General features: G+C 43.6%; 14 protein-coding genes. 4 read left to right on the forward strand and 10 right to left on the reverse strand.

Going from position 1 to position 14,049, the window contains the following annotated elements; translation table 11 throughout:
• Positions 1 to 12: 12 nt before the first annotated feature.
• Together SFC25_RS09895 and SFC25_RS09900 are read right to left on the reverse strand one after the other, a co-directional pair.
• Positions 13 to 417, reverse strand: coding sequence for a MarR family winged helix-turn-helix transcriptional regulator (locus SFC25_RS09895; RefSeq protein WP_411215106.1), 405 nt, complete (start codon positions 415 to 417; stop codon positions 13 to 15).
• Positions 418 to 535: 118 nt separating this feature from the next.
• Complete coding sequence (locus SFC25_RS09900; protein ID WP_366248669.1) at positions 536 to 769, reverse strand: hypothetical protein; 234 nt, start codon at positions 767 to 769, stop codon at positions 536 to 538.
• A gap of 110 nt (positions 770 to 879) precedes the next feature.
• Between SFC25_RS09900 and SFC25_RS09905 the strand changes: the two genes are divergently transcribed.
• Positions 880 to 1,377: a GNAT family N-acetyltransferase gene (locus SFC25_RS09905; RefSeq protein ID WP_411215107.1), complete on the forward strand. Its 498-nt coding sequence runs from the start codon at positions 880 to 882 to the stop codon at positions 1,375 to 1,377.
• 175 nt (positions 1,378 to 1,552) lie between these two features.
• Here the strand turns inward: SFC25_RS09905 and treR are convergent, their stop codons facing one another.
• From treR to treP, 3 genes are read right to left on the reverse strand one after another with little or no spacing between them, the layout of a single operon-like run.
• Positions 1,553 to 2,266, reverse strand: coding sequence for a trehalose operon repressor (treR, locus tag SFC25_RS09910; RefSeq protein ID WP_411215108.1), 714 nt, complete (start codon positions 2,264 to 2,266; stop codon positions 1,553 to 1,555).
• Between the two features lie 13 nt (positions 2,267 to 2,279).
• Positions 2,280 to 3,953, reverse strand: a complete 1,674-nt coding sequence (treC, locus tag SFC25_RS09915) for an alpha,alpha-phosphotrehalase (protein WP_411215109.1) — start codon at positions 3,951 to 3,953, stop codon at positions 2,280 to 2,282.
• A 19-nt stretch (positions 3,954 to 3,972) separates the two neighbouring features.
• Positions 3,973 to 5,382 carry a PTS system trehalose-specific EIIBC component gene (gene treP, locus SFC25_RS09920; RefSeq protein WP_411215110.1) on the reverse strand — a complete coding sequence of 470 codons (1,410 nt, stop codon included), beginning with the start codon at positions 5,380 to 5,382 and terminating at the stop codon, positions 3,973 to 3,975.
• A 210-nt stretch (positions 5,383 to 5,592) separates the two neighbouring features.
• On the opposite strand from treP, the gene coaA reads away from it, so the two are divergent.
• Together coaA and SFC25_RS09930 are read left to right on the forward strand one after the other, a co-directional pair.
• Positions 5,593 to 6,516, forward strand: coding sequence for a type I pantothenate kinase (gene coaA, locus SFC25_RS09925; RefSeq protein WP_411215111.1), 924 nt, complete (start codon positions 5,593 to 5,595; stop codon positions 6,514 to 6,516).
• A 23-nt stretch (positions 6,517 to 6,539) separates the two neighbouring features.
• A complete protein-coding gene (locus SFC25_RS09930; RefSeq protein WP_411215112.1) occupies positions 6,540 to 7,406 on the forward strand; it encodes a MurR/RpiR family transcriptional regulator in 867 nt (288 codons plus the stop codon).
• A gap of 9 nt (positions 7,407 to 7,415) precedes the next feature.
• Here SFC25_RS09930 and SFC25_RS09935 read toward each other — a convergent pair whose 3' ends face one another.
• From SFC25_RS09935 to SFC25_RS09950, 4 genes are read right to left on the reverse strand one after another with little or no spacing between them, the layout of a single operon-like run.
• Positions 7,416 to 8,060: a lysozyme family protein gene (locus SFC25_RS09935; protein WP_411215113.1), complete on the reverse strand. Its 645-nt coding sequence runs from the start codon at positions 8,058 to 8,060 to the stop codon at positions 7,416 to 7,418.
• Positions 8,044 to 10,656 (reverse strand): YfhO family protein, encoded by a 2,613-nt coding sequence (locus SFC25_RS09940; RefSeq protein ID WP_411215114.1) that lies wholly within the window; start codon positions 10,654 to 10,656, stop codon positions 8,044 to 8,046. Before SFC25_RS09940 ends, SFC25_RS09935 begins: the two co-directional genes overlap by 17 nt.
• Positions 10,646 to 11,050, reverse strand: a complete 405-nt coding sequence (locus tag SFC25_RS09945; protein ID WP_411215115.1) for a GtrA family protein — start codon at positions 11,048 to 11,050, stop codon at positions 10,646 to 10,648. Before SFC25_RS09945 ends, SFC25_RS09940 begins: the two co-directional genes overlap by 11 nt.
• A complete protein-coding gene (locus SFC25_RS09950; protein WP_411215116.1) occupies positions 11,028 to 11,990 on the reverse strand; it encodes a glycosyltransferase family 2 protein in 963 nt (320 codons plus the stop codon). The genes SFC25_RS09945 and SFC25_RS09950 overlap by 23 nt, the downstream gene beginning before the upstream one ends.
• A gap of 156 nt (positions 11,991 to 12,146) precedes the next feature.
• On the opposite strand from SFC25_RS09950, the gene SFC25_RS09955 reads away from it, so the two are divergent.
• On the forward strand, positions 12,147 to 12,995 hold the full coding sequence (locus tag SFC25_RS09955) for a Cof-type HAD-IIB family hydrolase (protein WP_411215117.1): 849 nt from the start codon (positions 12,147 to 12,149) through the stop codon (positions 12,993 to 12,995).
• 9 nt (positions 12,996 to 13,004) lie between these two features.
• On the opposite strand, the gene SFC25_RS09960 is transcribed toward SFC25_RS09955, so the two are convergent.
• Positions 13,005 to 14,006: an NAD(P)/FAD-dependent oxidoreductase gene (locus tag SFC25_RS09960; protein WP_411215118.1), complete on the reverse strand. Its 1,002-nt coding sequence runs from the start codon at positions 14,004 to 14,006 to the stop codon at positions 13,005 to 13,007.
• Positions 14,007 to 14,049 lie beyond the last annotated feature (43 nt).

Consider the following 14,049-nt stretch of genomic DNA (forward strand, 5'->3'; position numbering starts at 1 on the left):
ATCCCCTTTCTATTAATCAGCGAGCATCTTACGGCTGAGCCGTATGAACTCATTTTTCTCTTCTTCCGTCAGTTTGCCAAGGAAAGAACTGAATGCTTTGTCCCTCGCTCCCGAAAAACTTTCATAGAAGTCAGATCCCTTTTGCGTAATCGCAAGCATGACCACCCGGCGATCTTTTTCCGAATGGCTTCGCTGCAAATAACCATCCTTGATCATGCGATTTCCCAAATTCGTTGCTCCGCTATAGCTGATACCAACTTCTTCGGCTAAATCAGACATACGCATCGGACCATTATTTTTTAATAATCTCAGCAGCACAAGCTGCGGCCCGGAAATTTGAAAATCCCATTCCTTTCGCAACGCTTTATTGACATTGCGTACTAATTCGATAAAATCAATCATATCTCTGCTTTCCACTTACAGACCCCCAATTACTGCTTTCTACTAGTATTAGTATACATTATTATTTCATACATGTGAAATAAATTTCATCAAAAAAAATTCAGCTGCTAAAAGTGGCAGCTGAAATTTCTTATTACCCTCTTTTTTTCAAAGTCTTTTCCGTCTGTTCATTCACTGCTTGCCTGATATGATACAGCTCCGCGTACATTCCTGCCGCAAATGCTCCAATGATGCTAAGCAATACACTTAGAATCATAGCCATAAAGTTCAAGTCAAAGCCTAGCATAGCAACCATACCGATAATGAAGCCAATCACTAAACCAATAGCAGCGAATTGCAGCAATTTACCGAATGTTACAGAATACATAATCCACATCCTCTCATCTGCCTGTTCACCTGCTTACCTAGTACCCCAAACCGAATCAGACTATTCTTCCATCCAATCGTTTAGTATAATTAGTCAAAAACCTTGGGGGAATGGACATGCAATACCGCATCGCAGAGATTCACGATTTACCTGCAATTGTTTCCATTTATAATTCTACTATTGCCGGCAGGATGGTCACCGCAGATTTGGAAGAGATTTCAGTGGAAAGCAGATTGGAATGGTTCCAGCATCACACGGAACAGCGACCCCTTTGGGTAGTGGAGGAAGATGGAAACGTACTTGGCTGGATAAGCTTGGAACCGTTTTATGGCCGAGCAGCTTATCACAAAACCGTGGAAGTCAGCATCTATATCCACCAGGATGCCAGAGGGAAAGGATTAGGGAAAAGCATGCTCCAGTTCGTTCTTGACCAGTCCGAAATTTTGGATTTCAAGACCGTCTTAGGTTTTGTTTTCGGACATAATGAACCTAGCATTAAACTCTTTGAGCGCTTTGGATTTGAACGTTGGGCAGATATGCCAAACGTGGCGGAACTAGATGGGGTTGAGCGGGATTTAGTTATTTTAGGTAAACGAATTCGCCCTTGATTGCTATCCACTTGTGGATAAAATAGAGCACACCAGCATTCGTCAAATTTTTCTGTGTATAACTTATGTTACTCACAAATTATGTGAACAAACAGAATTTTTCTGTGTACAAGCCTTTCTTTACCCACAATAAAATGTGCATAGCCTTTAAGCTATGCACATTTTATTTATTTTCTTATTTTGTTCGTCGAGCAAAATCGACAAATCTAAACTTGTCCGGTCGATGTTTCGACTCTGTATATTGGAATAAAGTTGTATCCTCTAGATAAACTGCACTGCGTACAACCACAAGCTGTTGATAACTTCCTAAATCCATGATAGCTTTATCTTCTGCTCGAGCTTCTTCAACGACTACTTCCTTTTTTGCATAACTGATGGACAGTCCCAGCTCCTGTTCCAAATAATCATAGATTGAGTCAGCTGCAATTTCTTCTGTCAAACCAGGCGCAAGCTCCTTCAATAGTAAATCTCTATCATGGATAACCGCTTCGCCATCCAGTTTACGCAAGCGATGCAGATCCCATACAGGCACACCTTCTTCGCATTGCAGCATCTGCTGGATAAAACCGCTCGCTTCCTTACAATCAAGTGACGTTACACATGTTTCCACCTTCTGCGACATTGAGCGGGCCAGCTCTTTGAAACTCGTCAGTCCGCTGACCGGCAAAGGCAGCTTATCCTGTTCAAGAACGATCGAGCCTTTTCCTTGCAGCTTTTGGATGTACCCATTCTGGGAAAGCAATTGCAAGGCTTTCCGAACAGTTTCCCTGGATGTCGCAAATCTCTCCGTCAGTTCATTTTCAGAAGGAAGCAGCTGTCCCGCCTTGATTTTTTCTGTTTGGATTTCTTTTGCCAACAAATCATAGATTGCTTGAAATTTCTTCTCCATCCACATCAGGCCTTTACGCTTTACTATGGTAAATGACCGCTTCGAATGGACGAAGCCGTATCTTTCTGTAATCTGACGGACTGTCTTCATAATTGGAAAGCAATATTTCTGCTTTGGCCATGTGTTCTTTCGGGTAGGAAAATTCCGCTGTGTCTCCGTAAAAATTCGCAACGACAAGCAGTTTTTCCCCATTCCACTTCCGCTCATAACAGAAGAGACGTTCATCATCCATACATATCGGTTCATAGTCTCCATTGGTTATGATAGCATATTCCTTCCGCAAGCGAATCAGCTTTTGATAATGATAAAAAATCGAACCATCATCCTGCAGCGCCTTTTCAACATTGATATCTGCATAATTCGAAGCAACTGCAAGCCACGGATTCCCGTCAGAGAAGCCAGCATTTTTGCTTTCATTCCACTGCATCGGCGTCCGTGAATTATCCCTGGAACGGCGCTGAATAATTCTTAAAGCCTGTTCACTGTCCATACCTTCTTCCTTCAGCGCCTGGAATGCATTGTGGGTTTCCACATCATTATAATCATTAATGCTGGAAAACTTCGGATCAGTCATTCCTATCTCTTCTCCTTGATAGATATAAGGAGTTCCCTGCATCATGTGCAGGACTGTTGCCAGCATTTTTGCTGATTCTTTCCAATACTGACCGTCATCTCCAAACCTGCTGACAATGCGCGGCTGATCATGATTGCACCAAAAGAGGGCATTCCATCCGCCTACTTCATGCATACCTATTTGCCAGTCTGATAAAATCTGCTTCAGCTTAATGAATTCCAGCTTGCCATCTGTCCATTTCATGCCGTTTTCATAATCCACCTTCAGATGATGGAAATTGAATGTCATGCTCAACTCCTGGGCATCGGGTTTGGTATACTGCTGGCAGGCAGCCAAGCTTGTGGACGACATTTCCCCGACTGTTACCAGACTGTTAGGTGTGAATACTTCTTGATTCATTTCATGCATAAATTCATGAATACGAGGTCCGTCTGTGTAGTATGCTTTCCCATATTGACCATCTGGAGCATCATGGTCATTTGGGAAGTTCTGGACTTTTGAAACAAGATTGATAACATCCAGACGGAAACCATCAAGACCTTTCCTTGCCCAGAAATTCATCATTTCGTACAAATCTTTCCGTACGTTTTCATTTTCCCAGTTAAGATCTGCCTGTGTCTTGTCAAAAAGATGCAAATAATACTGATTCGTATGTTCCTCCAAACTCCAGGCACTGCCGCCAAACTTGGATACCCAGTTGTTCGGTTCGGCACCCTCATTCGGATCTCGCCAGATATAATAGTCCCGGTAAGGATTTTCCTTTGAAGACTTCGCCTGATGGAACCACTCGTGATCTGTTGACGTATGATTGATGACAATGTCCATCATCAGCTTCATATCTCGATCATGCAATTCTTCTATTAATTGCTCCACGTCTTCCATCGTGCCGTAAGCCGGCTCTATCTCGTAATAATCACTAATATCATATCCATTATCTCGCTGCGGAGATTGATAGATTGGCGTCAGCCACACCATATCAACACCAAGCTCCTTCAAATAATCAAGCTTTTTGATTATTCCCTGCAAATCCCCGGTTCCGTCACCTTTGGTATCATAAAAGCTTTTCGGGTAAATCTGATAAACAGTACTTCTTTTCCACCATGGTTCGCGCATTATAATCTCCTTTCCTTGGTTACACGTTCTTTTTTCTTTTAGCTACTAAATACGTTGTGACAAACGGTACGACAATGACTATTACCATTCCGATGGCAAATGCCCCCCAGCTTCCCGGCAGGATAGAAAAGATACCAGGTACGCCGCCGATTCCTACCGAACTTGCCTCCACACCCCTCCAAGCTATGAATGTCCCAGCAACAGCCGAAGCTCCAAGAGCAAGGAAGAATGGATAGCGGAATCGCAAATTGACACCAAACACTGCTGGTTCTGTTACACCGAGCCAAGCACTGATCCAGGATGTCAGTGACAATCCCCGCAGCTTCTCATCCTTCGTTGCCAGCATCACACCAAGTGTTGCGGAGCCTTGGGATATATTGGACAGTGCCAGTATCGGCCATAAGAAGGTTGCTCCTGTATTAGCGATCAGCTGCAGATCCAGTGCAAGGAATGTATGATGCAGTCCGGTAACGACCAAAGCCCCGTACAAAGCGCCATACAGCAATCCGCCAACCGGTGCGACTGTATCGAATACGGCTACGAATCCATCAGTGATGGCATTCCCGACGATGAACATAATAGGTCCGATCACGATGAAGCTTACAATACCGGTAAGCAGCAGCGCGACAGGGGCAACAACGAGCAGTTGAAAACTGTCAGGCACTTTACGCCGAAGGAATATCTCTATCTTGGCTAAAACCCAAGCCGCGAAGAGTACCGGCAGTACTTGCCCTTGATAGCCGATACGCTGAATTTCAAGCCCGAACAAATTCCATACCGGCGCATTTCCTTCCAAGGCTGCACTGGCATAATCTGTCGGATTCAACAGGGATGGGTGAATCAAAGCCAAACCGAGTACCATCCCGAGCAATGGACTTCCACCGAATTTCTTGACTGCCGACCAGCCTATCAGTGCGGGCAGGAAGGCAAAAGCCGTGTTAGCGATTACATAAATCATATCAGCAATACCAGCCCATTGTGGATAAACCTCAATGATAGATGCACTGTCGAAGAAGATACCTGGATTATTTAAGATGTTATGAATACCTAGCAATAAACCCGCAGTTACAATGGCCGGCAAAATCGGAATGAAAATGTCGCCAAGCGTTTTTAATGCACGCTGCAGTGGATTGCCCCTCTTACTCACTGTTGCCTTTACTTCATCCTTTGTAGATTCCCCGACTTCGGCAACCTGAATGAATTCCTTATATACTTTATCAACTGTACCTTGACCGATAACAACCTGGTACTGGTTATTTGCTGAAAAAGAACCCTTTACAACATCAATATTTTGCAGTGCTTCTTTGTCTACTTTCCCTTCATCTGCCAACGCCAGCCGCAGCCGCGTGACACAGTGTGTCGCAGCCTGGATATTCTCTTTTCCTCCAAGCGCTGCCAGTATTTCTTCTGCCTGCTGTCTTAGATCCACCTCTGTCACCTCATCTTAGTTTTGTAATGTAAGCGAATACAATGATAGCATAACTTGTATATACAAGTTATGCAAGAAATACCTACTCTTCTATACCCCAAGATTCTGTTCTGGATTATTAAATTTTGTCGTAGTAAAATGGAAAAGTATTTGTAAACGTTTTTACTTTGCACTATTTCTCAAATCCGCAGACAAAAGTTGAGGGTAATCATGCATACATATAAACCTTATTATCATTTCCCCCGGCAGGCGTGGGCATCTCTATCAGAGACAAAAACACTGCCCCTGACACAAACAGAGCTGGAAGAGATCCGGGGAATAAATACAAGAATTTCTTTATCCGAGGTAGAAACTGCCTATATGCCGCTTACAAAGCTGGTTTCCTACTATCTTGAGGCAGCTGAAATGCTTCACGCAAAAGCAGGTAGCTTCCTTGGTACAAACGAGAAAAAAGTTCCTTTCATCATAGGTATTGCCGGAAGTGTAGCTGTTGGGAAAAGCACAATTGCACGACTGCTTCAACTACTGCTCTCCCGTGCCCTGCCTGATAAGAAAACGGAGCTTGTGACGACCGATGGATTTCTGTATCCGAATGCCGTTCTTAAGGAAAAGCAGCTGATGCAGCGTAAAGGATTTCCAGAGAGCTACGATATAAAGGCTTTAATCGATTTTATGGGACAAGTGAAAGCCGGAAACACAAATATCATGGGGCCGCAGTACTCCCATCTCACTTACGATGTGCTTCCCAAGCAGACAGAATTGGTATCCGATCCGGATATTCTGATCGTTGAGGGTGTGAATGTACTGCAAGTGAAGAAAGAATATCAATTCTTTGTCAGCGACTTCTTCGATTTCTCGATCTATATCGATGCTGACGAATCTAACATTGAAAAATGGTATAAAGAGCGTTTCCTCATGCTGCGCGCCACAGCCTTCCAGGATCCCAAATCCTACTTCCGCCATTATGCAGAAGTTTCCATTGAAGAAGCATTGGAGTCAGCGGATAAAATTTGGGAGGAAATCAACGCGAAAAACTTACATGAGAACATACTACCGACAAAAGGCCGTTCCGATCTTATTCTCCGCAAGGGAAACAATCACGAGGTCGAAGACGTATATTTACGTAAACTCTGATAGCGAAAGGGGTCTTTTCCGTCATGCCGGATATATACCATCGTATTTCCAGTCAGCGGGAGCAGATGTCGAAGTCCCAGAAGAAAATTGCCAATTTCATTATCGAACATCCGAATCAGGCACCTTTCCTCAATGTTGAGGGACTGGCGAATGCAGCAGGAGTGAGTGATGCAACGATTGTTCGTTTTGCTGCTTTTATGGGTTACCGTGGGTTTCCGGAGATGCAGCTCGCCCTGCAGAATGCTATGCAGGAACAGCTGAATGCAACCGAACGATTCAAACTCCCTTCAGAAGAAGCTCAGTCAGAGGACCAGGACTTGTACGCCATCTTCCTGCGTGATCAAGCGAACATCCAGGAAACGATGGAGGCAATCGATATGCATGCCTTCCACGAAGCTGCTGATACGGTGATCAACTCAAAACGAATTTTCATTTTAGCGAACCGCAGTGCCGTAAGTGTAGCCGATCTATTGCATTATCATCTCTCTTTCATTTTCGAGAATGTCGAGATTGTAGAACCATCTGACAGAGCAATTGATCAGATCTCCACGATACGGGAGGATGATGCGCTTATTGCATTAAGCTTTGTGCGTTATTCCAATCACACGCTGCGCTTGTTCCAAATGGCCAAGGATCGTGGTGCCAAAGCAATTGCCATTACAGATGGGCTGTCATCCCCATTGCTTACAGCGGCTGATTATTCATTCATGGCTTCCAGTAAGTCTCCATCACTGACGCACTCCTTGACTGCTCCGATCAGTTTGATTCATGCCTTTATCGCCTTGATCGGAAAAGAAAAGGCTGCCGACGTAAAAAAACGCCTCCGGACAATCGAGGAGGCGTGGCGTGATTTTAATGTATTTTCTAATTTTAAGCCCCCATCTGCTTAAGCATGGGGGTTATTTTTCTTGATATGCCTCTTCGGCAGCGGACAAGTAGCTGTAGACCGCTTCCACATAATGAATGTCTCCGTAACATGCATCCAGCTCTTCTGACTCAGGGCGTATACAGCGGTAGTCTTCTGGATTGTCCACTTTTTCATATTGCTGCTGAGCGAATTGAATTGCCAAGTCCTCACTGAACTCGCCGCCATTTTCTAAAACAAAACCGATGAAACCCCTGCCGAAATTATAAGCCTGTATAGCGACAGCTTCCTCTCCATTTGCTTCTTCCAGCATACGGAGGAAATGGTCAATTCCGTAGGCGACTGATTCTTCTGGGTCCTCGATGCAGCCAACCTCACCGCATCTGCTTTCAGAAGACTGCATCGGATCATTTCCCCTGCCGCCGGATTCCTGCATCATGATAGAGAGAACGAGCGGTGCAAGAGACTCCTGACCCGACTTAGCCAATTCCTGTTCAATCGTATCCCGATAAGCTAATACATCCCCAGATAGTACTCTTCTTCCCTGCTGCTCATCGCTGTCATTCTCTACAACAACAGACAGCACGAACAACAGAAAGAAGAGACCCAGCCCAAATAAAAGTACGGTTCTGAATGCTGTAAAAAGAGATTGCTGTTTTCTTTTACGCTTCTTTTTCACCTTTCTCACCCGCCATACGACGTTTTCGTAAGAAGATTCCCCATGTTAATGAAATGAGCAGACTTCCGATACATATAACCAGCAGCAAATTCCAATAAGGAGGTCGATACGTGAAGACGATGTGATTGTCCCCGCTTTGCAGCTGCACGCCAAGGAATGCGTAGTCTGCTTTCAAAAGTTCTTGCTCTTCACCATTGACTGATACTTGCCAGCCCTTTTCGTAAGGTACTGGTATTTTTAAATAGCTGTTTTCCTGTTGATTGTCATAATCCACTGTCACCTGACTGCGTCCGATGGAAAACGGAATATCTTCCGCGTCAGCTGCAGCTGAATCGAGCTTTTGATAGTCTTCATGCTGCAGACGAAAATCTTCGATAGTATAGCTTCCTTCCGGTACACGTATCCGTATTGTATCAGCTGCTTGCACTCGAATTGTCAATTCATCGACTTTTGTACGATAAATGGACTGTTGCGATTTTCGGTCTGTTTCAAACTCATTGACAGTCAACGCATATAAAGGTGCGCTGCTATCGTTGTTTTTCAAATAGAAACTAATATAATAATCGCCTGTCTGCGGTAAATCATCATGAAGCTGCAGATCAAGGCCGCCTTCTGTTTGTTCTACTTGGAGCTGACCATCCTTGTAGGTACCGCCAGCTGCTTCCACTGACACTTTATCCATCAGATTCGGAAGTGATTCGGCCTCTTCGGTCGATGTGCCTTCTGAAAGAACGATACCATCGAGCATGCTATGCTCCCGTTCAAGCGGTGTATGACTTTCCAGATCATCCTCCTGGAACACATTCGCAGTAACTCTAGCGAATGGCAGTAAGTTTTCATTCTGGTAAACAATATAATTACTGCTTTCCATATACGGTCTAAAGCCATACGGTGCAGCAATTGCTTCTTGTTTATCGAACATTATATATTTTCCGTTCAGCATGCTGTACAAATTCGCTCTGTTTCCAAAGCCGGAATAGCGGCTGACGCTTTCCCGCTTCATATCAATGTTCAAATCATGATAATAGAAAAACAGCAGCTCCTTATTCAAAATGCTCGAATAAATACTGATCCCCGGAAAACCTTGGACCATATTTGTATTATTGCTATCATCTGTCTTCCATTCGATTCTGGTAAAGCTGTCATCTGATGCAAGCACTTCGTGTATCAGTTCCTGCTGTTCCTTGCTGGCATATTTATCGCTTGTCAGGAGCTGTAGCGTGGAATTCTCTACATTCCCCGCACCAGAGAGCTGCTTTTCCTGATGGGCATTGATCAGCGGTATATATGTTGCAAATACAACGGCCATACAAATTCCTAACATCCAAGCTTTTCTTTTTAAACTATAGAAAAGGAAAGTAAGCAGCACAAGCGCCGCTCCAGTCCAGACATACTTCGCCCAATCATCTGTCAAATCGAGTGTTGTATCATGGTGCAGATAAAGACTGTATAACAGAACTGTAAGTCCTATCGCGATCAGCAGATGCCATCTCTTCACTTTATGCAATAGTGTCAGTCCTACAGCGATAGTCCCAGCAACAACGAACATCGATAAGTACTCAAAACGGTATTGCGGGGCTGAAAAACCGTTGAAGATACTCGCTATTCGAGGACTTCCCTGGAAGAAAATGAACAAGATGCTCAACAGCGCAAACAATCGGAACAGCTTGTTCTTATAAAATCCGGCTACACAGATTAAAAATACAAATAATACTGGCAGAAGTAATGTTCTGCTGGTGAATAAGATGTTATCATCATTCCCATAAAAAGGTATCGGGTCATCAAATGCCGGTCGGTAATTATTTAAAAAGGCATAGACAGACGGGATGAATGAAATAGAACCGATCCCGAAACCAAGAAGTACGGCCGGGATGAAATAGAGAAGCTGGGATTTGATAGGCAGCTCATCTTCTGATAACTTGATGAACCATCGAGCTATCACATAGATTCCAATAAAAACAAAGCTTATGTATGAAAAATAGAAGTTATCGAAAACGGATATGGCCACAGCGCTAATGAACCAATACGGTTTCCGCTCCCGGATAATCTTCTCCACTCCAAGCACCAGGAGCGGCAGCCAAAGAAAAGCATTGGCGAAAAACTCCCAATATACGACATGCCGGAAATAAATAGCACTGCCGGCATAAAAGCACGCACCGATAAATGCAGGTACAAGCGGTATCCGCAAGTATCGAAACACACCAACTGCCAATAAGAGCGCCGCTGAAAGTCTGATGATACTGACAGGCAGGATGGCTTTTGCCCACGTGATGACATCAGGACTTCCAACCACATTGACGATATCCAGGAGCCTTATCACGAGCAATGTGAGCAGATAAACGATGCTCGTTGAGAAATAGTAAGCCAACTGACTGTAAATGCCGCCGCCAAGTCCAAAGGAGAAGGAGTAGAAAAAATTCCCCTGCGTATATTGTTCATATAAGTGCTGCTTAAATGGCAGCATTTGCGCCATTCCATCATTCGGTCCCAACATGAAACGGCCATCAAAATATTCTTGGATGAAATGTATATGTACCAGAATAGCAAATGTGAGTGCTGCTAAAACGAGCAGCACCACTTTCCAACTACGCTTCATGTGTTACATCCTCACGTCCATTCTTCATGATTTTACTTGTGATGACAAACGTGATCGGCACAGTGAAGAAAACAGCTGCAATCGGCGCCACTGTGCCGCTCCAACCGAAGCCTTCAACGAATATGTACACCAAAACAGAAGACACGGCTATATTGACTGCCTGTGTCAGCGGAAATTGTAAAAACTTCCGCCACGTCGGTCGTACACCGTATGTGAAATAACTGTTCAAGAAAAACGAGAAAATCATGCTGATTATGATCCCGATCCAGTGAGATACGAGATAATAAACATCTGCCAGCTGATAAAAGAGCAGGTATACCAGATAATAGCAGAGCGTGTTCAGCACACCGACTATGATAAAACGTGTGAATTCAAGCTTCCATATTTTTTTCATAATGTTTCCTTGCCTCGATATTTGTATCTTTAACTAGGTAATGCGGTCTGCGTTTTGTTTCATTGTAAATCCTTCCAATATACTCCCCAATCACGCCAAGACTAACCAGCTGTACACCGCCTAAGAACAGAATAGCGGTAATCATTGTGAAATAACCAGGTGTGACTACTCCTCTGATAAGCACCTCAACGAACGTGTATAGAATATACGCAAGTGACAGGAACAGCACGATAAAACCAGCATACAAGCAGGCACGCAACGGTTTTGTATTGAAGGAAACAATACCATCTATACCATAATCGAAAAGTTTTCCGAACGACCATTTTGATTCACCGTTTTGACGGTTGACATTGTCATAATAAACCGTTTTCTGCTCAAACCCGATCCAGGAGAATAACCCTTTCGAAAAACGGTTTCCCTCACTCAAGATCAGCAGGGCATCGATAGCGCGGCGACTGAGCAAGCGGAAGTCCCCGACTCCATTTTGGATACGGACATCGATGAACCGATTGATGATCTTATAGTACATAGTCGAAAGCACTTTGCGTGGAAGGCTTTCCCCTTTCCTGTTTCTTCGTGCGATAACTTGATCATAGCCTTCTTCAAATCCTGCCAGCAATTCATGCAGCAGTGCAACAGGATGCTGCAAATCTGCATCGATGACGACAGCACAGTCACCTTTCGCATGTTGGAATCCGGCCAAAATTGCCGCTTCTTTTCCGAAATTCCGGGTGAAGGACACATACTGCACATTGTAATAGGTATGAGCCAATTCTTTCAGTTCCAGTAGTGTCGTATCAGAACTGCCGTCATCTACATAAATCACTTCGTAGTCATAAGATGAGTATTGTAATTCTTTGGCAAGTTCTTCATAGAAGAGCTTAACATTTTCCGCTTCATTAAACGAAGGCACAATTACGGATAGTAATTTCCCAGCCATTCTTTTCCCTCCATTAGGTATGAACCATTCTATATGTATTGTTAAAATTGTGAGCGGCTTGACTCCTTATTATACTTTACTACCCTTATTTCGTCAGTTTACATCCTGTTTAATAGAGGGAATATGTGTAAAAAAGGTGTAAAGGAGCAGAAGAAAATGCGCAAATTAGTAGCAATAGACCTAGATGGAACATTTCTTAATCAGAATTACACGATATCTTCATTGCATGCAGACGCTGTTAAAAAAGCGCAGCAAAAAGGAGCTGAGATTGTCATAGCAACAGGCAGAGCAAACTTTGACGTGCGGCGACTCTTCCGAAATGAGCAGCTTTCCACTTGGGTTATCGGTGCAAACGGGGCTGCCACTTACGATCCAGAAGGAAATTTGACAGTTGCCTTGCCTATGGAAACCATATACGCAAAAGAAATTATCACTTGGCTTAATGAAGAGAACTATTATTATGAGATTGTTACAGAGAATCACATTTTCATCACGAGTAAAGCAAAACAGCTGCTCCAGGATGAAATGGATATCGTCCGGGACATGGACAGAAGTGAGATGGAAAGAGCCCGTGAGCGACAGCTGGGTCAGGCGAATCTCCAAGAGATTGCGGACTATATCGATGTCTTCCAATCGGAAGAAGAAATATTCAAAATAACGATTGTCAGCTTTGACGAAGAAAGACGACGTGTTGCGGCAGACACATTAAGCAAGAAAGGGCTGAATTTATTTTCATCGGCCGATTTCAATTTAGAAATAGTTGATGGCAAAGCTTCAAAAGGACATGCATTGAAGAAACTAGCAAAAAAATTAGACGTGAAACAAGAGGATATCATTGCAATCGGAGACAGCATGAATGATCTGCCAATGCTCGAAGTAGCAGGAACGAAGGTAGCAATGGGCAATGCAACAGAAGAAGTAAAACAGCATTGCGACTATACAACCGAGACGAACGAGAAAGATGGCGTTGCCCGTATGCTGGAACGCGAAATACTACAAAAATAGAGGCTGTTATCAGCCTCTATTTTTTTGGTATTCAATTGTACTATATACTTGGGCACTTGCTGATGGATCCAGATACAGCTTCGCACTGTTTACTGCAGTAATTGCTTCCGCAAACCCTGTGGCAATAAGCATATTTTTATTGTCATAATGTACAGCATCTCCTGCTGCATAGATTCCCGGTACATTCGTTGCCATACTATGATCCACGACAACCTTATTCTTATCTGTATCGATACCCCAGCTTGCAAATGGTGTCTGTGTAAGATTTACATTTTCATAATATAACAGCGCATCTGTCTCATACATCATCTGCAGTCCATCCTGTTCGACTAATAGTGTATGCAAGCCTTGGCTGTTCCCTAATAATTTGGTTACTTTATGATTGTATTTTACGCGTATGGAAGTCTCTTCAAGTGCTTCAATCACTTGCGGCGGTGTATATAGGAAATAATCCCGCTGGTTAATCAACGTCACTTCTTTCGCAGTCTTTTCAAGTGCCATCGCCCAATCGATTCCTGTCCGGTTCATGGCATAAACCATTACACGCTTATCACGGAAGTTCTCAGGTGACTTCAAATAATAATGAAGATTCTTCCCTTCATATAAAGGGGCTTCCTCAAGCCGCAATGGCTTCATCTGGTAAGTTCCCATTCCGCTGGCAAGGATGATTGTCCGAGCCATATACAGCTTGCCGGCAGAAGTTCTGATTTCGAACACATTATTCTCCATCTTCCTTACCTGCTCGACAAACTCACCTGTTATAATCTCCGGTTCTGCCTTCCTGCTTTGCTCAAGCAATTTACCAACCATTTCCTCGCCGGTTGCAACAGGAAAAGCACCCACATCATAAATGTGTTTTTCCGGATAAAATTGTGCTACTTTCCCACCGAAATCCGACGTAGCTTCGATCAATAAAGTTGTCATTTTCCGCAGCTTTGTATAAAAGGACGTGTACAGTCCAGTTGTTCCGCCGCCGACAATGATAACATCGTATATAAAATCATTTCGCAATGACAAATCCTCCCTGATGCTTAAGAAATATTTACTATAATTT

Origin of the sequence: Terribacillus saccharophilus (assembly GCF_046592595.1) — a bacterium.
Taxonomy (GTDB): Bacteria; Bacillota; Bacilli; order Bacillales; family Amphibacillaceae; genus Terribacillus; species Terribacillus saccharophilus_C.

Excerpts from the sequence above, each read along its gene's own strand:
- coaA (WP_411215111.1), top strand. The coding sequence starts at position 5,593 with ATGCATACATATAAACCTTATTATCATTTCCCCCGGCAGGCGTGGGCA.
- SFC25_RS09930 (WP_411215112.1), top strand. The coding sequence starts at position 6,540 with ATGCCGGATATATACCATCGTATTTCCAGTCAGCGGGAGCAGATGTCG.
- SFC25_RS09900 (WP_366248669.1), bottom strand. The coding sequence starts at position 769 with ATGTATTCTGTAACATTCGGTAAATTGCTGCAATTCGCTGCTATTGGT.
- SFC25_RS09950 (WP_411215116.1), bottom strand. The coding sequence starts at position 11,990 with ATGGCTGGGAAATTACTATCCGTAATTGTGCCTTCGTTTAATGAAGCG.
- treR (WP_411215108.1), bottom strand. The coding sequence starts at position 2,266 with ATGGAGAAGAAATTTCAAGCAATCTATGATTTGTTGGCAAAAGAAATC.
- SFC25_RS09905 (WP_411215107.1), top strand. The coding sequence starts at position 880 with ATGGACATGCAATACCGCATCGCAGAGATTCACGATTTACCTGCAATT.
- SFC25_RS09955 (WP_411215117.1), top strand. The coding sequence starts at position 12,147 with ATGCGCAAATTAGTAGCAATAGACCTAGATGGAACATTTCTTAATCAG.
- SFC25_RS09940 (WP_411215114.1), bottom strand. The coding sequence starts at position 10,656 with ATGAAGCGTAGTTGGAAAGTGGTGCTGCTCGTTTTAGCAGCACTCACA.
- SFC25_RS09945 (WP_411215115.1), bottom strand. The coding sequence starts at position 11,050 with ATGAAAAAAATATGGAAGCTTGAATTCACACGTTTTATCATAGTCGGT.
- treC (WP_411215109.1), bottom strand. The coding sequence starts at position 3,953 with ATGCGCGAACCATGGTGGAAAAGAAGTACTGTTTATCAGATTTACCCG.